This is a genomic window from Mesorhizobium sp. B2-3-5 (assembly GCF_006442395.1).
In the GTDB taxonomy this organism is placed as follows: Bacteria; Pseudomonadota; Alphaproteobacteria; order Rhizobiales; family Rhizobiaceae; genus Mesorhizobium.
The window spans coordinates 39,247-60,430 of the sequence record NZ_VFVX01000010.1 but is presented as its reverse complement, the minus strand read 5'-3'; the positions used below and the strand labels follow the sequence as shown (position 1 = coordinate 60,430).

18 protein-coding genes are annotated in these 21,184 nt (G+C 64.1%); 3 read left to right on the top strand and 15 right to left on the bottom strand.

Annotated elements, in window-relative coordinates:
• Positions 1–43 precede the first annotated feature (43 nt).
• Complete coding sequence (locus FJ958_RS14155) at positions 44–472, top strand: GNAT family N-acetyltransferase (protein ID WP_140743545.1); 429 nt, start codon at positions 44–46, stop codon at positions 470–472.
• On the opposite strand, the gene FJ958_RS14150 is transcribed toward FJ958_RS14155, so the two are convergent.
• The 9 genes from FJ958_RS14150 to murA form a co-directional block, all read right to left on the bottom strand.
• The gene (locus tag FJ958_RS14150; protein ID WP_140743543.1) at positions 473–1,588 is read right to left on the bottom strand and encodes an anhydro-N-acetylmuramic acid kinase; all 1,116 of its coding nucleotides are present in this window, start codon (positions 1,586–1,588) and stop codon (positions 473–475) included.
• A complete protein-coding gene (locus FJ958_RS14145) occupies positions 1,588–2,589 on the bottom strand; it encodes a serine hydrolase domain-containing protein (RefSeq protein ID WP_140743541.1) in 1,002 nt (333 codons plus the stop codon). The genes FJ958_RS14150 and FJ958_RS14145 overlap by 1 nt, the downstream gene beginning before the upstream one ends.
• Before the next feature lie 60 nt (positions 2,590–2,649).
• Positions 2,650–4,398: an ABC transporter ATP-binding protein gene (locus FJ958_RS14140; protein WP_140743539.1), complete on the bottom strand. Its 1,749-nt coding sequence runs from the start codon at positions 4,396–4,398 to the stop codon at positions 2,650–2,652.
• Positions 4,395–5,234 (bottom strand): ABC transporter permease, encoded by an 840-nt coding sequence (locus FJ958_RS14135; protein ID WP_140743537.1) that lies wholly within the window; start codon positions 5,232–5,234, stop codon positions 4,395–4,397. Before FJ958_RS14135 ends, FJ958_RS14140 begins: the two co-directional genes overlap by 4 nt.
• Complete coding sequence (locus FJ958_RS14130; protein WP_140743535.1) at positions 5,234–6,193, bottom strand: ABC transporter permease; 960 nt, start codon at positions 6,191–6,193, stop codon at positions 5,234–5,236. Before FJ958_RS14130 ends, FJ958_RS14135 begins: the two co-directional genes overlap by 1 nt.
• Positions 6,194–6,334: 141 nt before the next feature.
• Positions 6,335–7,852, bottom strand: coding sequence for an ABC transporter substrate-binding protein (locus FJ958_RS14125; RefSeq protein WP_140743533.1), 1,518 nt, complete (start codon positions 7,850–7,852; stop codon positions 6,335–6,337).
• A gap of 128 nt (positions 7,853–7,980) precedes the next feature.
• Positions 7,981–8,904: an N-acetylmuramic acid 6-phosphate etherase gene (gene murQ, locus FJ958_RS14120; protein WP_140743531.1), complete on the bottom strand. Its 924-nt coding sequence runs from the start codon at positions 8,902–8,904 to the stop codon at positions 7,981–7,983.
• Positions 8,905–9,084: 180 nt separating this feature from the next.
• A complete protein-coding gene (locus FJ958_RS14115; RefSeq protein WP_140743529.1) occupies positions 9,085–9,966 on the bottom strand; it encodes an N-acetylglucosamine kinase in 882 nt (293 codons plus the stop codon).
• Positions 9,963–11,219 (bottom strand): UDP-N-acetylglucosamine 1-carboxyvinyltransferase, encoded by a 1,257-nt coding sequence (murA, locus tag FJ958_RS14110; RefSeq protein ID WP_140743527.1) that lies wholly within the window; start codon positions 11,217–11,219, stop codon positions 9,963–9,965. Before murA ends, FJ958_RS14115 begins: the two co-directional genes overlap by 4 nt.
• A 236-nt stretch (positions 11,220–11,455) precedes the next feature.
• Here murA and FJ958_RS14105 point away from each other — a divergent pair, with 236 nt between their 5' ends.
• A complete protein-coding gene (locus FJ958_RS14105) occupies positions 11,456–12,316 on the top strand; it encodes a MurR/RpiR family transcriptional regulator (protein WP_140743525.1) in 861 nt (286 codons plus the stop codon).
• Between the two features lie 5 nt (positions 12,317–12,321).
• Here FJ958_RS14105 and FJ958_RS14100 read toward each other — a convergent pair whose 3' ends face one another.
• The 3 genes from FJ958_RS14100 to FJ958_RS14090 all read right to left on the bottom strand — a co-directional run bounded on the left by FJ958_RS14100 (position 12,322) and on the right by FJ958_RS14090 (position 17,045).
• The gene (locus tag FJ958_RS14100; RefSeq protein WP_140743523.1) at positions 12,322–13,677 is read right to left on the bottom strand and encodes a glutamine synthetase family protein; all 1,356 of its coding nucleotides are present in this window, start codon (positions 13,675–13,677) and stop codon (positions 12,322–12,324) included.
• Between the two features lie 419 nt (positions 13,678–14,096).
• Complete coding sequence (locus tag FJ958_RS14095) at positions 14,097–14,795, bottom strand: GntR family transcriptional regulator (protein ID WP_140743521.1); 699 nt, start codon at positions 14,793–14,795, stop codon at positions 14,097–14,099.
• 177 nt (positions 14,796–14,972) lie between these two features.
• Positions 14,973–17,045 (bottom strand): N,N-dimethylformamidase beta subunit family domain-containing protein, encoded by a 2,073-nt coding sequence (locus tag FJ958_RS14090; protein ID WP_140743519.1) that lies wholly within the window; start codon positions 17,043–17,045, stop codon positions 14,973–14,975.
• A gap of 465 nt (positions 17,046–17,510) precedes the next feature.
• On the opposite strand from FJ958_RS14090, the gene ftsZ reads away from it, so the two are divergent.
• Positions 17,511–18,548, top strand: coding sequence for a cell division protein FtsZ (gene ftsZ, locus FJ958_RS14085; RefSeq protein ID WP_140743517.1), 1,038 nt, complete (start codon positions 17,511–17,513; stop codon positions 18,546–18,548).
• Positions 18,549–18,727: 179 nt separating this feature from the next.
• Here the strand turns inward: ftsZ and FJ958_RS14080 are convergent, their stop codons facing one another.
• From FJ958_RS14080 to fba, 3 genes are all read right to left on the bottom strand, one after another.
• Positions 18,728–19,453, bottom strand: a complete 726-nt coding sequence (locus FJ958_RS14080) for an MgtC/SapB family protein (protein WP_140743515.1) — start codon at positions 19,451–19,453, stop codon at positions 18,728–18,730.
• Between the two features lie 107 nt (positions 19,454–19,560).
• Positions 19,561–19,719, bottom strand: a complete 159-nt coding sequence (locus tag FJ958_RS14075) for a peptide ABC transporter permease (protein ID WP_140743513.1) — start codon at positions 19,717–19,719, stop codon at positions 19,561–19,563.
• A gap of 320 nt (positions 19,720–20,039) precedes the next feature.
• On the bottom strand, positions 20,040–21,104 hold the full coding sequence (fba, locus tag FJ958_RS14070) for a class II fructose-bisphosphate aldolase (RefSeq protein ID WP_140743511.1): 1,065 nt from the start codon (positions 21,102–21,104) through the stop codon (positions 20,040–20,042).
• Positions 21,105–21,184 lie beyond the last annotated feature (80 nt).

Below are 21,184 nucleotides of genomic sequence, written 5' to 3'. Positions count from 1 at the left end.
GTAACGCTTCATTCCTGCCCAGCCAAGCATTCCGGAAAGAGCCATGAACACGACACTCGAAACAACGGCGAACCCTTTGCCGGAAGACCTCGCCTTTCTCGGCGAGCGCCTGACGGCGTTCAATGACGGCGATGTCGGCGTGTCGGAAAGGAAGGCGCTGGCCGTGTTCGTGCGCGACGAGGACGGCGCGGTCGTTGCCGGCATCTCCGGTTACACGGCCTGGGGCTGGCTCTACGTGCAATGGCTGTGGGTCGATGAAAGGCTGCGCGGCCAACACATGGCCGGCAGGATGCTGGATGCTGCCGAGCAGGAAGCTGTGGCGCGTGGCTGCCGGAATGCCTGGATCGACACCTTCAGTCCCAATGCCTCCAGGGTCTACCAGCGCCAGGGCTATCAACCCTTCGGGACGCTGGCCGATTTCCCGGTCGGCCGCAGCCGCATCTTCCTGCAGAAGAAACTTCAGCCTGCCTGATCAGCCGGCTACGCGCCCGCCGCGCATCGGCTGCGGGGCGCCGGTCGTGCTCGGGAAACTGATCGGCAGGCCGCGCAGCACGCGCACCGCCAGGAAGGCAAAACATTCGGCTTCCACCGCGTCGCCGCTCCAGCCGAGCTTCTCGGCCAGCACCACTTCGACACCGGCGCGGCTGGCGAGCATCGCCATCATCGTCGGGTTGTGACGGCCGCCACCGCTGACCACCAATTTTTTCGGCCGGCTTGGCAAAAGGTCGAGCGCCTTGCCGACGGCGGCGGCGGTGAAGGCGGTCAGCAGGGCAGCGCCATCCTCGGCGCCCAGGCCGTCGGCCATCGCGGCGCCGAAGTCGAAACGGTCGAGCGATTTCGGATAGGGTTTGGTCAGATAGGGGTGCTGCAGCAGCTTGGCGAGCCTGACCTCATCGACCGTTCCCGCGCGGCCAAGCGCGCCGTCGCGATCCATTTCGCCGAGCCCCTTCGACTTGATGAAATCGTTGAGCGGCGCGTTGGCGGGGCCGGTGTCGAAGGCGACGACATTGTCGGCGCCGTCCCACCAGGTGATGTTGGCGACGCCACCGAGATTGAGCACGGCCACCTCGCCGCTGGCGCCGGCGCTGCGCATCAGCGCGGTGTGATAGGCGGCGGCCAAAGGCGCGCCTTGTCCGCCGGCGCGCATGTCGGCCGAGCGGAAGTCGTAAGCGACTTTGGTACCCAGGATGGAATGCATCAGCTCGCCATCGCCAAGCTGCCGTGTCTGCCCGAGCTGTCCGACCTGCGGCGCGCGATGCAGCACCGTCTGGCCGTGAAAGCCGACGACGCCGACATCGGCCATCGTCATGCCATAGCCCTCGACCAATTCCTTCACCGCCGCCGACTGGGCACGCGTCAGCGCTTCCTCGGCCCTGCGGAAGATCGCCGGTTCGGGCCCGACGAAATTCCAGGCCCGGGCCTCCTTCAGCGTCTCTTCCAGCAGGGAACGGATGGACGGGGGATAAGGCATCAGCCGGTAAGTGCCGAAATCGTCGATGCGCTCGCCATCGGTCTTGATCAGCGCGACGTCGATGTTGCCGTCAAGCACGGTTCCGGTCATCAGGCCGACGGCCCAGATTGGTTCCATCAAAGAGCTCCATTAACGAGATCGCCGACCGCCTGGCGCAGCGAAATGATTCCGCTGTCGAAATGACGTGTCGGATGGATCCGGTTGGTGAGCAAGGTCCATGCCTTGCCGTTATCGAAATCGATCCACAGGCCGGTGCCGGTAAAGCCGGTGTGGCCGATCGTTCCCGGGCTGCACAATGCGCCACCCGACCAACCCTCATAGGGGCATTCCCAACCATGGGTGCGGGTGTCGGACATGGGGGTGCGCATCAGCGCGATCGAGCGTTCGGATGCGCCGATCAGCAGCCCCTGCGCGAAATCGAGCACCGAAGCTGCCGTACCGAACAGGCCGGCATGACCCGCGCCTTGCAGCGCCGCGCAATTATCGTCATGCACCTCGCCGCAGAGCACGCGATGGCGCCAGGTGCAGTCCTCGGTCGCGGCGGCGGCGTCCGGCTCTATTGACCAGGCAAAGCCCGGACCGGGTTCCAGGTCACGGATCGTTTTGCCCGACAGCCGTTCCAGAGCCAAGCCGAGCAGGATGAAATTGATATCGGAATAAACCGGGTCGCGAGTCCGCCATTCGCGCTGCAGGATGAAGGCGCGCAGCAGATCGGGGTCGCGCCCATAAGTGTAGATCGGCTCGACGGCCGGAAAGGGCGTCTGGTGACCGAGGCACTGCCGGAACGTCACCGTCCGCTCCCAGGCTCCGGCATCGTACTGGCGCAGATCAGGCAGGACGGAGATCAGCGGCGCATCGAGATCGATGACACCATCCTCCGCCAGCGCCAGGATGCGTGGCGTCGTGAAGATGACCTTGGTCAGGGATGCGAGGTCGAACCATGTTTCGACGGTCATCGGGCGCTGCTTCGGCACGAGTTGCGCGGAGCCGATCGCCTTTATGATGCGTTCGCCGTTTGTGTCGACGATGCCAAGCACGCCACCGGGAATGCGCCTGCCGGCCACTGCATCCGTGAGCGGTTGGAATGCGCGGTCGAAGAGCTGGCCGAGGTCACTCAATGCCGACCTCCATCTGAATGGTCGCGCTCCGTCGCACCCCCCTCTGTCCCGCAAACATGTCTAAGTTTCCACCCTCGCCATATGATCTCCACCCAACAGCTCCCACTTCGCCGGCGCCGGCTCAAACCCCTGCGGGCGCACCAGCGAGGGCACCTGGCGCGTGTCGATTTCAAAATGCTCGCGTCGTCGGTCGATGGTCGGAACGGCGGCGATCAATTTCTTCGTATAGGAATGTTTCGGCTTCGACAGCACCGAGGTCGCGTCACCGATCTCGACGATCTGGCCGGCATAGATGACGGCGATCCGGTGGGCGATCCGCTCGACCACCGCCATGTCGTGCGAGATGAACAGATAGGCGAGCCCAAACTCGCGCTGCAGGTCTACCAGCAGCTCCAGCACCTTGGCCTGCACCGAGACGTCGAGCGCCGACACCGCTTCATCGAGAACCACGACGGACGGGTTGAGCATCAGCGCACGGGCGATGCACAGCCTCTGCCGCTGGCCGCCGGAAAATTCGTGGGGATAGCGCTGCAGGCTGTTCTTCGGCAAGCCGACGCGTTCGAGCAGGCTCGCCATCCTGGCACGCGTCTCGGTATCCACACGACCACCGGTGGCGATCACCGGTTCGGCCAGGATGCTTTCGATGGTCAGTCTCGGGTTGAGCGAAGCGTAGGGGTTCTGGAACACCATCTGCACCGGCTTGGCGCTGCGCTCGGCCGAGGCCGTTCGCGTCCTGACCGAAAAGCTGCCGCGCGTCGACCGCACCAGCCCCAGAACCGCCTTTGCTGTGGTGGATTTGCCCGAACCGCTTTCGCCGACGATCGCCAGCGTCTCACCCGGCATCAGGTCGAAGTCGACACCATCGACGGCGTGCACCGCGCCGGTGGCGCGGCTGAAGAAATTGCTTTTGAGCGGAAATCGCACCACGAGGCCGTCGACCTTCAAGGCCGGTTCCGTGCTTGCATCCTTGTCGCGCTGCCCGTCCGCGCGCGTCGCGCGGCCGTTGGCGAAATGCGGCACGGCGTGCAGCAAGTGCTGCGTGTAGGGATGCCGCGGATTGTCGAGGATCTGGTTCAGCTCGCCCTGTTCGACGGCCTGTCCGTTCTGCATCACCATCACCTTGTCGGCGATGCCGGCAACCAGGCCGATATCATGGGTGATGAAGATCATCGACATGGCGCTTTCGCGCTTCAGTTCGGCCAGCAGCGCCATGATCTGCGCCTGCACGGTGACGTCGAGCGCGGTCGTCGGCTCATCCGCGATTAGCAGGCGCGGATTGCAGGCCAGCGCAATGGCGATCATCACCCTTTGCAGCATGCCCCCCGACAGCTGGTTGGGCGTGTATTTCAACCGTCGCGCGGCATCGGGAATGCGCACGCGGTCGAGCGCGTCCTTGGCAGCGGCCGTGGCTTGCCGGCCGGTCAGGCCGCGATGCAGCCGGAACGATTCCTCGATCTGCGAACCGATCGTCAGCACCGGATTGAGCGAGGTCATCGGTTCCTGGAAGATCATGCCGATCTCGGCGCCGCGAATGCCGGTCAGTTGCGGCTCGGTCGCGCTCATCAGGTCGAAGATGGTGCCGTTGGCCCGCTTCAGTTGCATCGAGCCGCCGGTGATGCGGCCGCCGCCGAAATCGATGAGCCGGTTGATCGACAGCGCTGTGACGGACTTGCCCGAGCCACTTTCGCCGACAATGGCCAGCGTCTCGCCATCGGCCAGGTCGAAACTGACGCCGCGCACCACCTCGTTGGCCTGCGGATTGCGGCCGAAGCCGACGCGAAGGTCGCGGATAGACAGAAGCGGGGTCATGCCGGCGCCCTCCGCATCTTCGGGTCGAGTATATCGCGCAAGGCATCACCAAGCAGGTTGAAGCCGAGGATGCTGATCATGATCGTCAGGCCCGGGAAGATCATCAGCCAGGGCGCGGTTTCCATCAGATTGCGGCTGTCGCTCAGCATCAAGCCGAGCGAGGCGGCGGGCGGCTGTGTGCCCAGACCCAGGAAGCTCAAGCCCGCCTCGGTAAGCAGCGCCCAGGCCAGCGCCAGCGTCACTTGTACCGTCAAGGGCGCCACCAGATTGAGCAGCAGGTGGCGCGTGACGATATAGCTCGAACTGCTGCCGAAGGTGCGCGCGGCATCAACGAATTCGCGGGCCTTGAGCGACAAAGCAGGGCCGCGCACGACGCGGGTGAAGATCGGCGTGTAGACGATGCCGATGGCAACGACGCTGGTCCATGTGCCCGGTCCTGCAACGGTGACGATAAGCAGCGCCAGCAGGATCGCGGGGAAGGCGAGCAGCACATCCATGATCCGCATCACCACCCCGTCCCAGCGCCGGCCGAGCCAGGCGGCCGCCAGCCCGAGCACGGTTCCGGCAAGGGCCGCGAAGGCCACCGAGAAGAAGGCGACCGTGAAGGATTGTCCAATGCCCGCCATCAGGCGGCTGGCCACATCGCGCCCGAACAGATCGGTGCCCATCCAGTAGGCGGCGCTGGGTGCGTGCAGGCGATCGACGCGGTATTGCGTGATCGGATTGTGCGGCGTCAGCCCCACCAGGCCGAGGATCGCGACCATGAGATAGACGCCGACGATGATGCCGCCGATGCGGCCGCTGCCATGGCCCAAGATGGCGCGCAGGATACGCATCACTGTTCTCCCAGCCGGATGCGCGGATCGAGCGCGACATAGGCGAGGTCGACCAAGAGATTGACGATCATGAAGTTGAAGGCGATGAACAGCACGCTTCCCTGCACCAGCGCGTAGTCGCGCTGCAGGATCGCGTCGAGCACCATGCGTCCGAGACCGGGCAGGGCATAGATCTGCTCGACGATGACAGCGCCGCCCAGGAGATAGCCGAACTCGATGCCGCTCAGCGTCACGACCGGGATCAGCGCGTTGGGGAGCGCATGCCGCCAGATGACGCTGCGAGCCGGCGCGCCCTTGCTGCGCGCGGTGCGCACATAGTCGTCGCTTAACACGTCGAGCATCGCCGAGCGCGATATGCGCGTGACTGACGCCGCGAAGGCGAAGCCGAGGGTGATTGCCGGCAGGACCAACTGGCTGAGATTGAGCAGGGGATCTTGCCGGAGCGGCGCGAATTCGCCCATTGCCGGCAACACGCCGAAGCCGGCCGACAGCGTGTAGATGATCAACAGGCCAAGCACGAAGCTCGGCGTCGACTGGCCGATCATGGCGACGATGCGCACCCCGAGATCGGAAGGCTTCTCATTGTGCGTGGCGGCGTAGATCCCGGCCGGCATGCCGACGGCGAGCGCGATGATCATCGACAGGAGAGCTAGCTCCAGCGTCAGCGGGAAGCGCTCGAGGATGACGTCGAGGACCGGCCTGCCATAGGTGACGGAGATGCCGAAATTGCCGTGCAGGATGCCGCCGATCCAGCGCCAGTACTGGACGAACCAGGGCTGGTCGATGCCGAAATAGGCGGCAAGCGAGTCCCGCTGCGCCGGCGTCAGCAGGCCGGCTTCGGTACCCAGCATCGCCGTGATCGAATCGCCCGGCACCATCCGGATCGCGACGAAGACCAGGATGGATACGCCAAGCAGGACGAGAGGAAACGCCGCCAGTCGTCGCATCAGATAGTTCACGCGAAGAAGTCCTCTCGTCTAGAGCATGATGCCGAAAAGTGTGAAGCGGTTTTCGGACGACATCATGCTCTATCTCCAGAGGCGGATTCAGATTTCAGGTCGATTCGACCTGAAATCATCCGACTCTAGGGCCTGCGGCGGCTACTGCTGGATGGTAACCTTGCTCAGGCTGAACAGCGTGCCCGTCGGCGTCGGTACGAACCCGGAGATGTTCTTCTGCTGGGCCGTGTAGCTGTAGGACGTGTAGAGCCATATCCATGGCGACACTTCGGCGAGGTGCTTTTCGAACTCGGCGAAGATCGCCTTGCGTTTCGCCGGATCGGTCTCGGCGCGGCCCTTTTGCATCAGGCTGTCGAGCGTGTCGTCGATATAGTTCGCCACTTTCTGCAGATTGCCCGTCTTGGTCCAATAGCGATTGTACATCGTGTAGGGGTCAGCGCGGCCGCCGTTGAGCGCGATCGCCATGTCGAAATCGCCCTTCAGCCAGGCATCGACATAGACGTTGAGCTCCATCATCTTGATGTCGAGCTTGACGCCGATTTCGGCCAGTTGCGACTGTATGACCTGGGCTTCCGCCGCAGCCGTCGGCGGCTCGCCGGTGGCGCCGATCACGGTCGCCGAAAAGCCATCGGCCAAACCCGCTTCCGCCATCAGCTTCTTGGCCTTTTCGACATCGCGCTTGTAACAGAACAACTGGCTCGGATCGGTCGCGAGCGCCGGGATGGTCAGCGGTCCGGTGACCTTGCCCTCGCCGAGCGACGCGGTGTCCAGCACCTCCTGCCGGTCGATGGCGCAGGAGATCGCCTGGCGCACCTTGAGCTCGGTCATCGGCTTGCGCGATGGATTGAGCTGTAGGACGTGATAGGCCAGCACCGGCACGCGGTTGAGCTGCAGGCTGGATTCCTTTGGCACCAGCGTGGCGACAAGCGGGTCATTGAGCAGCGCGAAATCGACCTGCTTGGTGCGCATGGCGGCGAGGATCGCCGCCTCGTCGGGCAGCACGCTGATCTCGATGCCGTCGACGCCGGTCGCGCCGCCGGCCCACTCCTTGTTGGCGCTCAGCACTTCCTTGGCGTTGGGATCCCATTTGTCGAGTTTGAAGGGTCCCGAGCCGACCGCCTTGGTGCCGATCGAGCCGGCCTTGATTTCAGCCGCCGGAACAATCGCCGCATTGACATCGCTCATCGCCGTCAGGATTGGTACGTCGGGCTGAGACAAATGGAAGACGACGGTCGTCGGGTCAGGTGTATCGATGCTGGCGATCGACAGGAAATTCGCACGGGCGGCCGCCCCCGTCTTCTCGTCGAGGATGCGCTCGAAGGAGGCCTTGACGTCGGCCGAGGTGACCGTCGTGCCGTCCTGGAATTTCGCCTTGGGATCGAGCTTGAAGGTCAGTTCCTTGCCATCCTTGGAGAATTCCCAGGACGTGGCGATGGCGGGGACGATCTGCAGGCTGGCGTCGACCCGCACCAATGGCTCATAGATCAGTTCCAGGAGCCGCAGCGACGAAAAGGCCGTCTGCTTGTGTGGGTCAAGCCCGGTGGCGTCCTGCGACCATGCCATATGCAGCGTCGCCGCCTGCGCCGAAACCGTCGCGATGCCGAGCATCGCCGCCACGGCGAAGCCCGACAGCAATGTTCTTGTGAGGTGCCTTACCATTGTTTTCGTCTCCCATTATGGTTTTGAACTCGATGCCTTGCAGTTTCCACCGACCGCTTCCAAGACACACATGCTTTGGAGTATCGGCCCAGTCTAAGCGGCTTCACGCCGTCTTGTCTCATGCGCCATCATGCCGTCATCTCGGTGATGGCTTTTCGCAGGAATCCCCCAGCCTTGCCGAGCGCGGTGCGAGCCTCTTCGACGCCCGTGCCGGTGATCGTCACCAGGATGGCCAGCTTGACGTCGTTGCCGGTCTGGTCGAGAGCGTGCCGTGCCTGAGGCGCAGTGCAGCCGGTCGTCTGCATGACGATCCTGATCGCCCTGGCCACCAGTTTCTTGTTGGAAGGGTTGAGGTCGACCATCAGGTTCTGAAAACTCTTGCCGATGCGGATCATCGAGGCGGTGGTCAGCATGTTGAGCACCAGCTTCTGCGCGGTCCCCGATTTCAGCCGTGTCGAGCCGGTAAGCACTTCGGGGCCGACGACCGGGGAGATGGCGATGTCGGCGATGCCGGCGATGGTCGACGCCGGATTGCAGGAGAGGGCGACCGTCGTTGCACCGATTTGCCTGGCATAGTTCAGCCCACCGATGACGTAGGGCGTGCGTCCGCTGACCGCGATGCCGACAACAACGTCGTCCGGTGCGAGGCCGATCTCCCGCAGCGCCTGTGCGCCCATCTTCGGATCGTCCTCGGCGCCCTCGATCGACCGCACCAGCGCGTCGGAACCACCGGCGATGAGGCCGACAACCATGCCTTCCGGCACGCGGAAGGTCGGCGGGCATTCCGAAGCATCGAGAACCCCGAGCCGCCCGCTGGTGCCGGCACCGATGTAGATCAGCCGCGCGCCTTTCTGGAAGGCAAGCACGATCCGGTCGACCGCAGCCGCGATTTCCGGCAGCACCTTTTCGACAGCCGCCGGGACAACCCTATCCTCGTCATTGATCTTGCGCAGGACGTCGATGGTCGGCAGCAGGTCGATGTCGACAGTCCTCGGGTTCCGGCCTTCGGAGACCAGCCGGTCCAGCTCGGACATCAACCTTTGTTCAGTCATCTCGGTGCTTTCAAATCGCGCCGCACGGCGGGCGTCGAATATGGATCTTCGGCCGGTGCCAGTGGCACGGATGAATCAATCCGCCTGTCGCCATTCAGTTTTCTTTTGTTAACTTTTTAGAATTTGATATTCGCACCGTCAACAAATTTTTGGAATATTTTATTCCTTCTCTTGCTAAGCCTACCGCGTGCGGAGTGCCCGTCTGGCAAGAATGATCGCGCCGGATACGGCGTCGCCGTCCGCGGGCTTGAGGCGGCGCCGGACATCGGGGGAGAGCCAGGGTTCGAGCGGGCTGGCGAGGCCGCCCAGCAAGGTCACGCGCGGCGCGCCTTTCTCGAACAGCACCCGCACCAGCGTGTCGATCTGCTCGGCGGCCCCTTGCACGATGCGCCGTCCGATAGGGTCGCCCTGGTCGGCATGGCGCATCACCATCGGCGCCAGCGCCGCGTAATCCGTGGCGCAGGCGCGGTCCATCCAGGCGACGGCTTCCATCGGATCACCCTCGAAGCGCTGCATCACTTCCGCCAGCAGCGCCGTCCGCTCGTGCCGGCCGTCATGCGCGCGCAACGCCAGTTGCACGGCCTTCAGCCCAAGATCGGCACCGCTGCCCTCGTCGGAGATCGGAAATCCGTAACCGCCGGCACGCAGGTCGCGCCCTTCGACAAAGCCGAGGCCGATCGAACCAGTGCCGGCAATGACGATGGCGCCGTCGAGACCGGAATGCGCGCCAAGACAGGCGCCGACGCCGTCGCTGACGAAATCGATGCTGGCAAACGGATGCGCGATCGCCCGCAGCGCCTCCAGCGCACCCTTGCGGCCGATGCCGGCAAGGCCGATGCCGGCGCGGATCCGGGCGGTTTCGGCCGGGCCGAATCCTGTCTCCTCGATCGCCGCCCCGAACGCCTTTGCAATGGAGGCCCAGGCCGCGTCGATGCCGAGCCGGGTTGTCGCCGGGCCGGACAGACCCTGCCCCAGCACGGTGCCCTCGGCATCCTCGATGCGGGCTCGGCAGCCGGTGCCGCCGCCGTCGACACCGAGGAAATAAATCGCGCCGCCGCTCATGCGCCCAGCCGCTCGATGTCGGCGCCGCACAGGCGCAGCTTGCGGTCCAGTTGTTCATAGCCGCGGTCGAGATGATAGACGCGGTTGATGGTTGTCTCGCCCTCGGCGATCAGTGCCGCCAGCACCAGCGACACCGAAGCGCGCAGGTCGGTGGCCATCACCTGTGCGCCGTGCAGTTCCGCGCCACCGCGCACCAGCGCCGTCGTGCCCTGCAGCTTGATGTTGGCGCCGAGCCGCATCAGTTCCGGAACATGCATGAAGCGGTTCTCGAAGATGGTTTCGCGCAGCAGCGACGCGCCGTCCGCGCAACACATCAGCGCCATGAACTGCGCCTGCAGGTCGGTTGGAAAACCCGGATAAGGTTCCGTCGTGAGGTCGGCGGCCTTGAGCGGCCGCTCGCGCGACACGATGAGGCCGCGGTCGCCGGGCCAGACGCTGACGCCGGTGGCCTCCAGCAATTGCACGACAGAGGCCATGTGCTCGAGCCGGGCATGGGTCAGTTCCAACTGCCCGCCGGTGATCGCCGCGGCGATGGCATAGGTGCCGGCCTCGATGCGGTCCGGGATGATGTCATGCCTGGCGGCATGCCAGCCTGTATCGCCCGCGATCAGGATGCGGTGCGTGCCGGCGCCTTCGATGCGTGCCCCCATCGCGTTGAGGCAGGCGGCGAGATCGGCCACTTCCGGTTCGCGCGCCGCGTTGAGGATCTCGGTTTCGCCCTTGGCCGTGGTCGCGGCCATCATGGCGGTTTCCGTTGCCCCGACCGATGGCGAGCTCAAGACGATGCGTGTACCGGTCAGCCCGTTCGGCGCTGAAGCGACGATCAAGCCGTTCTCGATGGCGATTCGGGCGCCGAGTGCCGCGAGCGCGGCGACATGCATGTCGATCGGCCGCGCGCCGATCGCGCAGCCGCCCGGCAGCGAAACCCGCGCATGGCCGAACCGGGCAAGCAGCGGCGCCAGCACCAGCACCGTCGCTCGCATCTTCCGCACCGTGTCGTAGGACGTCTCCTTGGAAACGGCGGCACTGGTGTCGATCGTCGCCGCATGCGCCGACCGCGTCACCTCGGCGCCGTGAAGCCGCACCACGCCAAGCATGTTCTCGACGTCGGTCACTTCCGGCAGGTTGGTCAGTTCAAGCGGGTAGGGGCTGAGCAGGGCGGCCGCGATCTGCGGCAAAGCGGCATTCTTGGCGCCGGAGATCGTCACCGCGCCTTGCAGTCTTTGTCCGCCGACGATCCGCAGTCTGTCCATGGCTGATACCTTGTATGGCGAAGCGGGCGGCCGTCCGGCTCGCTTTCGGGAGCCAGTCCCGAACCTCGAGCTTTCGCCGGTCCGGTCGGAGAATTAATTCTGCGTTCTTGGCTGTCAATCGGAATTGGAATAATTTATTCCTCTGACGTCGAGCACCGGAGCACTAAATCAAGGATGGAGCATGATGTCGTCTGAAAACCGCTTCACACTTTTCGGCATCACGCTCTAGAGGATCCATGTCCGTTCTGAAGAAGATCAACGCGAAGCTTGACGGCATGGCGCCTGGCGATCGTGAGATCGGCCAGTACATCGTCGACAATCCCGACCAGATGCTGCGGCTGTCGACGGCCGCCCTCGCGGCCGAGATCGGCCGCAGCCAGTCGAGCGTGGTCAAGTTCAGCCAGAAGCTCGGCTATGCCAGCTACCAGGAGCTCAAGCTCGCCGTCAGCGAGGCCAAGGCGCGGGACTGGCAGGTGCCGGCGGGCGTCATCCACGGTTCCATCGAGGTCGGCGACGGTTTTCCGGTCATCCTGAAGAAGCTGATCGGCAGCAAGCTTCTGTCGATGCAGCAGACCGTCGCCGCCAACAGCGAACGCATCATCTCCCGGACGCTGGACCTGCTGGATGGCGCGCGCCGCATCCATCTGGTCGGCGTCGGCGCCTCCTCGCTGGTGGCGCGCGATTTCTCCTACAAGCTGATGAAGCTCGGCCGCAACGTCCTGCATGACAGCGACAGCCACATCCAGATGGCCAATGTCTCGACGCTTGGGGAGGGCGACGTGCTGTTCGCGCTGTCCTATTCCGGCGCCAGCATTGAAACCTTGCGCATCGCCGAGCTTGCCCGCAAGCGCGGCACGACAGTGATCGCCGTCACCGGCTTGGACGACAATCCGCTGAGCCGCGTCGCCGACATCCGCCTTTACACCATCGCCGATGAAGAGCGTGCGCGCTCCTCCTCCATCACCGCTCGCGACGCGCAGCTGACGCTGACGGACCTGCTGTTCATCCTGCTGCTGCAGAGGCAGCCGGACGCCAACGACTATGTCCACAACAGCGAAGCGGCGGTCTCGGTGCTGAAGGCCGAGCGATCGCCGTAAGTGCCTCAGACGCTTTCGAGATAGGTCTCGATCTCGAAGTCGCTGACATTGAGGGCGAACGTGTTCAGTTCCTGACGTTTGCAGGCGATGAAGGAGTCGCGCAGGATCGCCGGGAAGATCTCCGCCACATGCGTCCCGCTTTCGAAGGCCGCGATCGCGGAGGCCCAGTCCGGCGGCAGCTTCGCCGGTGGAAGGCCTTGGCCATCGCTTCCGGTCGGGTCGCCTGGCGACATCTGCCTTTCGATGCCGATCAGCGCCGCGCCCAATATGGCGGCAAGCACGAGATAGGGATTGGCGTCCGCTCCCGACACGCGATGCTCGATGCGCCGCGCGCCGGTCGGGCCGCCGGGAATGCGGATCGCGACCATGCGGTTCTCGTAGCCCCAGGCGACCGCGGTCGGCGCATAGGACCGCGGGCGAAGCCTGCGGTAGGAATTGAAATGCGGTGCGAACACCAAGGTGCTCTCGGCCATCGCCGCCAGCAGCCCGCCGACCGCGTGGCGCATGATGTCGGAGCCTTGGTCGGTGCCGTCGTCGAACACGTTGCGCCCTTCGGCGTCGACCAGGCTGAAATGGACATGGAAGCCGTTGCCGGCCCGGTCGCCATAGGGCTTGGCCATGAAACAGGCGGCAAAACCGTGCTTGCGGGCAATGCCCTTCACCGTGCGTTTGAACAGCACCGCGTCGTCGGCCGCCCGCAGGGCGTCGGCGACATGGTTCAGGTTGATCTCGAACTGGCCGACGCCATTTTCGGCGATCGCCGTGTCGACGGGAATGCCTTGCGCGCGGCAGGCTTCGTAGACATCGTGGATGAAGGACTCGAAATCGTCGATCTCGTCGATCGACAATGCCGCGTCGGAATCGAGGCGGCGCCCGGTGACCGGCGAAACCGGCCCGACCGGCCGCTGCGATTGCGGATCGACGAGATAGAATTCGAGCTCCGTCGCCGCGACCGGGGTCAGCCCGAGCGCCTGGTAGCGGTCGAGGATGCGGGCCAGAGCCCGCCGGGGATCGCCGAGATAGGGCGCGCCGCTTTCGTCGGCGAGCCAGAGCGGGACCAGCGCCGTCGGATGCGCTGTCCAGTCCACCGGCAGGATGCCGCGTCCCGTCCATTGGCAAAGTCCGTCGGCATCGCCGGTCGAGAACACCAGCGTGTTGCCTTCGATATCCTCGCCCCATATGTCGAGGCCAATCAGCGAGTAGGGCATGCGCAGCTTGCCTTCCAGCGCCTTGCGGGCCTGCTCCACAGGGATGCGTTTTCCCCGCATGACGCCGTTGAGATCGCACACCGCCGCCCTCAGGCTCTGGATGTCGTTCCTGCTTTCAAGCCAGCTCAGGACGTCCGCAATTGCATCGCTCAATTTCCAACCTCTGGTTTTCGAAGGTGCCCAAGCCTGGCCGGCTGCGCTATCCCTGGTAAAAATTCTAGTGAGTTTTTCGGAAAGCATGTCCGGTCGGCGCCGGATGCTTTTCCTTATTTTTTCAATTCACTAGCCGGGATGTCGGGAGGCATTTGAAAACCAATTTCGCGATCTGCGATCGCAACATAGAGGCAAGCAGGCCGAAAGCCAAGGGGCATTCGATCGCTTGCCCCCCGAACCGCAGCCCTTGGCGATTGGCAGAAACCTCCATCGCGTCGTCATCCCAGAGTCTCCGCGACGGAGCTTCGCTCCTGCTCCGCCTAGGGATAACGAAGTTCGCGCGGCGTAGGCCAATCTTCAGGGTTTGCGATCATTCGCCGAAAGAACGACAGGTGGCGCCTGTCGGGAGACCTTCAATCCTACCCTCTAGCGTCCGGAAACCTGGCCTGCTGGAGGATGTGCGCGGCACCCTCGTCGATGTCGCGGACGATGGCTGCGCGGGCTCGCGCGCCGTCCTGCGCCTCGATAGCCGCGACGACCTCCTCATGATAGTCGATGTCGAGGATCGAGGAGAGATCGTCCTCGAACCCCATGGCGAGATTCCTGAGGAAGGGGCCAACCTGCATCCAGACGGTCTCGATCAGGAAGATCATCTGCTCGTTGCCGCAATGGCGATAGATCGAGAATTTGAAGGCGTAGTTCTTCCTCAGATAATCGTCGATACCGCCTTCGCGCGCCGCCAGGGTCAAGTCCATGCTGTGGCGCCGGATTGCCCGCAGATTGTTGCCGTTGATGCGTTTTGTCGCCAGTTCGGTCGCCGAACCTTCGAGGATCGTGCGCACGGCGGTCAGTTGCGAGAACCGGTCGGCCGAGATCACCGGCACCTCGACGCTGCCGTTCGGCATCGGGCTCAGCGCCCGCAGCGCCTGCAACCGCATGAAGGCGCTGCGCACCGGCATGTCGCTGGTGCCGAGTTCCTTGGCGAGCTTGCGCGAGGTGAGCTTCTGCCCGGGCGTGAACTGGCCCGACATCAGGGCCCGCACAAGCTCCAGATAGACCTTCTCATGCAAGGGGACGGTTTCGACGGCGGTCAACCCGAATTGTGTTCTGTCGGCCATGGGCGGGAGCGCTACTTCATACGTTCTGAAATCCAACCTGACGACATCAGCCGCGGATAGTCCCGAAAGGCGGGGACGGCGAATACGCCGAAGCCAGCGATTTACCGGCGCATGATAGATGCTTCGCTCGTTGCGCGGCAAGCCGACCTTCCCCTTGCACTCGCTCCAGCCCCGCTATCAATCGGACCCGGTGCGCCGGTCCGGATCCGGCCGGCTCTTTGCCGCCGCCAGATACGTCAGCAAATTCATGGTTATCCTGCCGACGTCGTTCGTCGCATCGCCGGTCGGCAAGGCGCCGCACCAGGCGACCGAACTCGCGCAGAAGATCAAACCGCCTGAAGGCAGGTGGCGCAGCGTCATCTCCGCGCAACGGCGCGATTCGAGTTCGCCCGCACCACCCTCGTACCAGCGCGTCGGGTCATGGACGAAGCTGCTCGGGAAGCCGGTGGCGCGCGCGATGACTGTCGTATCGGGTGACGTGCCGAGATGCGGATCGGTGGCGTCGACCTCGTAGCCGGCCGCGCCGCCAAGCACGATACCCTCGTCGCCGAAGGTCTCGTGGGCGACGCCGTCGAACAGCCAAGCGGCTGAAGGCTGTCGGCTCTCCGGCGTGCGCGTGAAGGGCCGGGCGCCATCGAACCCCATCAGCGAGATGGCGACGCCGGTCAGCGAGAATTCGCCTCGGCCACTGGCGCGCAGATGGCCGCCCGGCTGGTTGGTGATCGACAGCGACTGTTCGGCGATCGGTCCATCCCAGGTGCGGCCCGCCTCGAGTGGCGACCGGCGCAGTTCCATCAGATCGTCCCGGAACGCCACCTTGCCGGCAAAACCATTGCCGCCGAGATAGGCGATGCTGCCGCCCGCCGCCGCGAATTGGCGCAGCGCATGCTCCATTTCGACCGACATGTATTCGGGATGGCTGCCGGTGATCACGGCCCGGTAGCCCTCCAGGCCCGCAAGGCCTCGCTCATGCAGGCCGTGGTCGGTGATGAGATCGAAGGCGATGCCGTTGTTGTGGCAGAAGCGCAGAAAATGCAGGTCGACCGGCAGGTTGTGCGGACAGCCGCACAGCGGGTAATTGTAGTCGTCGCGCAGCGTCGCCTTCGGCTTTCTGTAAGAAACGATCGACACGCCGCTGAGGTCGCTATGGTAATCGTAGAGCGACTTCAGATTGTTATCGATCGCGAAGCGATGGCCGCGATCCTCGCACAGCCATTCGTAGAGATGCGCCGGCAGGAATTCGTCCGCGTAAGCGAGATAGGTGGCTGTCGGCACCAGGAACAGCAGCGGTGCCCGGCGGGCCGTCGAAGTGATGAAGAAGACGATGCGCTCCGATCCTTCGTCATGGTCGACCTCGAACGCGTAGACGCCCGCCGACGCTTCGGCCGGGACATGCAGATGGTATGAGGCCGGCCACTGCAGCGCGCCCATATCGTCGTCGTGACAATGCACCGCGTCGTAATGCGACGGCACCAGCCGGGGATCGAAGCTCGACCCGTCCCAGCGCCGCGAGGTCATGCAGAATGCCGGCTGGTTGACCGCTTCCAGCAAGAGGGCGCTATCTCCGCCCGCCGAGGCGATCGGGCCGCTTGGCAGCAAGGTCGGGAACGTCCAGGCGATGCGTCCGACCGCTGTTTGCAGGGCAATCGCTGCAAACTTGGCATTCAGCGTTCGGACATCGTTTGCCGCGCTGGTACCGAAGACCACGTCGCCGGACGGAGACCAGCGCAGATCAAGTTGACGGTGCAGGCGATAAGGCGACAAGAGGTCGTCGGAGCCAATCTTCAGGATCGTCCCGCCGCCGTCGGACGAAATCTCGACCGTGAGCCAGGTGTTTGCCGGCAGGATCTCGCCGGCCTCGAACAGCTTGCCGTCATGGCCTGACGTCAGTCGTCCATCCTCCAGCCCAAGGCGCAGGTTTCCGCTCTCGAAGAGCACGCGGGCGCCGTCATTGCGGGTCAGATAGACTTCGAAGGCAACACTGGTGATCTCGGCGGCCTTGGCCAGTTCAGTCGCCATGATCTTCAGGAAGGACCCATGATCGAAGTCGCGATGCGACGCGGCATCCCCGGTCGCTTTGACACGCCAGTCCATCAACTCGGCCGACGGCGTGTCCAGCCGCACGATCCGCACATCGCGCACCGGCCGCGACGATGAGAGATGAAGCGCGACGGGCGTTCCGGCCGCCATGTGCCAGGGAACCGTGTAGCCGGAAACGGCCATGGCGCCATGCTCGACGGGGCGTTTCATAGCGGTAGAAGTCCACGCGACGATCCGGGCCCGTACGCTCTGTTTGGTGGCAGACTGGACAATTCTCTCGTACCCCTATTCTTTCGATTTAAACCGTCGGCATCGTTTCCTGGTGTATACCCCATCGGACCATGATTGGTGCAAAGTCCGTTTTAAGGCCTCGCGCTGGCTACCGACGCGATCGGCAAAACGGGAGTCACTATCCCCGCTATTCCAAGCGCAGGGCGTCCTGAAGCGAAGGCCGGATCGCGCGCATTCGACAGGGGCCGGACGGCGGGCAGCACACGGCTGGCCTCTTCATCACAAATCTTGACCTTGCGTGCTCTTGCACGTCCGGCCGCTCTCTGGCTTTTTGGGGCACCCATCCGAACGGACTGATTCGCGTCATGCCGCTCGATCGCAATGTCTTCCAGGCAGTCTGCGGGTGGGTCGTGAAGCGCGCGCAATTGGCGAAGGAGAAGCAGCATGGCCGAGTTCAAGAAGCCGGAAATCTCCGAGATGAGGCCCAAGATCACCGTCATCGGCGTCGGCGGCGGTGGCGGCAATGCCATCAACAACATGATCGCCGAACAGCTTCAGGGAACCGAATTCATCGCCGCCAACACCGATGCCCAGGCGCTGACCATGTCGAAGGCGACGCGACTTATCCAGCTTGGCGCGCATGTCACCGAAGGCCTGGGCGCCGGCTCGCTTCCCGAGATCGGCCGCGCCGCGGCCGAGGAATCGCTCGACGAGATCATGGATCATCTGGCCGGCACGCATATGTGTTTCGTCACCGCCGGCATGGGTGGCGGCACCGGCACCGGTGCTGCGCCGATCATCGCCCAGGCGGCGCGCAAGGCCGGCATTCTGACCGTGGGCGTCGTCACCAAGCCCTTCACCTTCGAGGGCAGGCGCCGCATGCAGATGGCCGAGGAGGGCATCGAGCGGCTGCGCGAAAGCGCCGACACGGTGATCGTGATCCCGAACCAGAACCTGTTCCGCATCGCCGATGCCAAGACCACCTTCGCCGATGCCTTCGTCATCGCCGACCGGGTGCTCTATTCCGGCGTCAGCTGCATCACCGATCTCATCGTCAAGGAAGGCCTGATCAATCTCGACTTCGCCGACGTCAAGTCGGTCATGCGCGGCATGGGCCGCGCCATGATGGGAACCGGCGAGGCATCCGGCGACAACCGGGCGATGAAGGCGGCCGAGGCCGCAATCGCCAATCCGCTGCTTGACGAGATGTCGATGAAGGGCGCGAAAGGCGTCCTGGTGTCGATATCGGGCGGCAGAGACATGACCCTGTTCGAGGTCGACGAGGCCGCCACCCGCATCCGCGAGGAGGTCTACGAAGACGCCGACATCATCGTCGGCGCGATCTTCGACAAGAGCATGGAAGGTCGCTTCAGGGTTTCGGTGGTGGCGACCGGCCTCGACCGTTCGCTCGGCGAGGGCGATGCCGACGCCGGCATCGCGCACAACCACTCCGTACCGCCTGCCGCGCGGATTTTGCAGTAGGATCTGTTTCCTTCGAATGACTGGCATCGGGCGTCCGCTTGCGGAGCAACACGGTCACGCGGCACTCGCTTGCACTCCGTACCGGAACGTTCCGCTAGGGCGGTGGCGTTTCACCTGGATGGCAGCGATGGGATCGAGTTCCTGGTAGCGCGGAAGTGAGACCGCAACGCTTCCGTCATTCAGGGCGACTTCTCGCCGATCAGCTCAAATCTCTCGATCTCGCAGTGCCGGCCGACCACCGCCAGGATTTCCGTTGACGTTTCGACCGCCTCGGGTTGTTTCCATTCGAGGTTGAAGGAGTACACGAAGCGGCCGCGGACGGAGTCATGCTCCACCGAGGAAAGACGTGCGTCGTAGCCAAGCGGCCGTACCATTTCCTGAAGGTCGGGCGGTGAGGATTTCGCCGAGGCGACCGACAGGATCGCATGGTGGTCTCGCGCAATCTTGAGGTCGACCCATTTCAACAGCTGGAGCGTTACCAGCGTCAGCAGCGTTGCGATCGCGCCAAGGCCGAACTGGCCGCCGCCAAACGCAAGCCCGATCACGGTCATGATCCACATGCTGGCGGCGGTGGTGACGCCGGTCACAAGATCGCCGCGCCGAAGGATGGCGCCGCCGCCAATGAAGCCGACACCGGTCAGCACGCCAAGCGGAAAACGCAGGACATCCATGCGGGCGAAGGAGTCCGCCCCTTTGCCCATCGTATCAAGCAGCATGTTGGCCTGGATCATGGCAACCGCGGCCGCAAGGCCGACCAGGATGGTCGTGCGAAGCCCGGCGGTGTGGCCGCGCGCTTCCCTGTTCAGGCCAATGAGGAAACCTGCCAGCAGCACAAACAGGAGGCGCGCGACGAGATCGGGCCAAGTCGGATGAACCGGCATATCGCAGCAAAGCGGCTCGAACATTGTTTTCGTGCTCCGCCCTTGTTCGCAAGGTCTTCGGCACCGCCCGGCGCCGGCGATTCCTTATGGCGCAATGCGCCGCACCCTCGAGTCGAGACGGGGCATGCCGGTCATCGGACGGCCAAAGCCAGCACCAATGCCAGGACAACGATGCCGATCAGGCCAGCAACGAAGATGATGCGCTGAGTGCGCGTGCGCAGGATGATTTCGCCCTGCCTTGCGTCCTGTCCGGAAAAGGCGGGGCCTTCCCTGCCGCGATCCTTGCTCATGACGTGCTCCTTCCTTGCCGCGCGCCGCGACTCTGAAGTGTCGATGTAAGAACCTTTTTTGACGCTCGAAGTTCCAGCCGAACTGCCGCCGGCACGCGCCACGTGGCTTCACTACGTCAGGCGGCCTGGCCAGTCCGAGGTCGCCAAGCGGCTGGGGATCCTGCAGAATGCGATCGACGCCGCTGGCGTGGTCATACCGCTCGAGATCACCGAGTGCCCTGGCGCCGTGCACGGCGGACCTCGTAGGATCCCGGCAAGTGCGTGGAAAACAAAGAGCGGTTCGGCGCTTCAAACGCTGAACCGCTCCAGCAGCCGGCCGCTCAGCCGAATTTCGGATCGAGGCTGCCCGACTTGTAACGCTTGGCCATGTCCGACAGCGGGATCGGCTTGATCTTGGGCGCATTGCCGGCGGTGCCGAACTGCTCGAAACGCTCTTTGCAGAGCTTCTTCATCGCCGTCATGGCCGGCGTCAGGTATTTGCGCGGGTCGAACTCGCTGGGGTTCTCGGTCAGCACCTTGCGGATCGCGCCGGTCAGCGCCATGCGGTTGTCGGTGTCGATGTTGATCTTGCGCACGCCGTGCTTGATGCCGCGCTGGATCTCTTCCACCGGCACGCCCCAGGTCGGCTTCATCTGGCCGCCATATTTGTTGATGATCTCCTGCAGGTCTTCCGGCACCGAGGACGAGCCGTGCATGACCAGATGCATGTTGGGCAGGCGGCGGTGGATTTCCTCGATGACGTTCATCGCCAGCACTGCGCCGTCGGGCTTGCGGGAGAATTTGTAGGCGCCATGGCTGGTGCCCATGGCCACCGCCAGCGCATCGACATGGGTGTCGCGCACGAACTGTTCGGCCTGAACCGGATCGGTCAGCAACTGGTCGTGGCTGATCGCGCCCTCGACGCCATGGCCATCTTCCTGCTCGCCGCCGCCGCTCTCCAGCGAGCCGAGCACGCCGATCTCGCCTTCCACCGAAACGCCGCCCCAATGCGCCATGTCGACGACGCGGCGCGTGATGCCGGAATTGTAGGCGTAGTCGGCGGGCGTCTTGCTGTCTTCCTTGAGCGAGCCGTCCATCATCACCGAGGTGAAGCCGTATTGGATCGCGGTGACGCAGGTCGCTTCGTTGTTGCCGTGGTCGAGATGCATGCAGACCGGGATATCGGGATGGATCTCGACAAGCGCGTCGATCAGCTTGGCCAGCACTACGTCATTTGCATAGGCGCGCGCGCCGCGGCTCGCCTGCAGGATGACGGGCGACTTGGTCTCTTCCGCCGCCTCCATGATGGCGAGGCCCTGTTCCATGTTGTTCATGTTGAAGGCAGGCACGCCATAGCCGTGTTCGGCGGCGTGATCGAGCAATTGTCTCAATGTGATGCGAGCCAACGAATAGTCTCCCGTATCTGGTTTTAAGCTGTGGCGGACTGTCCGCGCATCGTCCAGCCCACCGATGCTTCTGGCCGGAT

Coding starts and splice junctions, on each gene's coding strand:
- FJ958_RS14140 (WP_140743539.1), bottom strand. CDS start 4,398: ATGACCCCGCTTCTGTCTATCCGCGACCTTCGCGTCGGCTTCGGCCGC.
- FJ958_RS14095 (WP_140743521.1), bottom strand. CDS start 14,795: ATGGCCGACAGAACACAATTCGGGTTGACCGCCGTCGAAACCGTCCCC.
- FJ958_RS14090 (WP_140743519.1), bottom strand. CDS start 17,045: ATGAAACGCCCCGTCGAGCATGGCGCCATGGCCGTTTCCGGCTACACG.
- FJ958_RS14080 (WP_140743515.1), bottom strand. CDS start 19,453: ATGTTCGAGCCGCTTTGCTGCGATATGCCGGTTCATCCGACTTGGCCC.
- FJ958_RS14155 (WP_140743545.1), top strand. CDS start 44: ATGAACACGACACTCGAAACAACGGCGAACCCTTTGCCGGAAGACCTC.
- FJ958_RS14075 (WP_140743513.1), bottom strand. CDS start 19,719: ATGAGCAAGGATCGCGGCAGGGAAGGCCCCGCCTTTTCCGGACAGGAC.
- FJ958_RS14150 (WP_140743543.1), bottom strand. CDS start 1,588: ATGGAACCAATCTGGGCCGTCGGCCTGATGACCGGAACCGTGCTTGAC.
- FJ958_RS14135 (WP_140743537.1), bottom strand. CDS start 5,234: ATGCGTATCCTGCGCGCCATCTTGGGCCATGGCAGCGGCCGCATCGGC.
- murQ (WP_140743531.1), bottom strand. CDS start 8,904: ATGACTGAACAAAGGTTGATGTCCGAGCTGGACCGGCTGGTCTCCGAA.
- ftsZ (WP_140743517.1), top strand. CDS start 17,511: ATGGCCGAGTTCAAGAAGCCGGAAATCTCCGAGATGAGGCCCAAGATC.
- murA (WP_140743527.1), bottom strand. CDS start 11,219: ATGGACAGACTGCGGATCGTCGGCGGACAAAGACTGCAAGGCGCGGTG.
- FJ958_RS14115 (WP_140743529.1), bottom strand. CDS start 9,966: ATGAGCGGCGGCGCGATTTATTTCCTCGGTGTCGACGGCGGCGGCACC.
- FJ958_RS14125 (WP_140743533.1), bottom strand. CDS start 7,852: ATGGTAAGGCACCTCACAAGAACATTGCTGTCGGGCTTCGCCGTGGCG.
- FJ958_RS14105 (WP_140743525.1), top strand. CDS start 11,456: ATGTCCGTTCTGAAGAAGATCAACGCGAAGCTTGACGGCATGGCGCCT.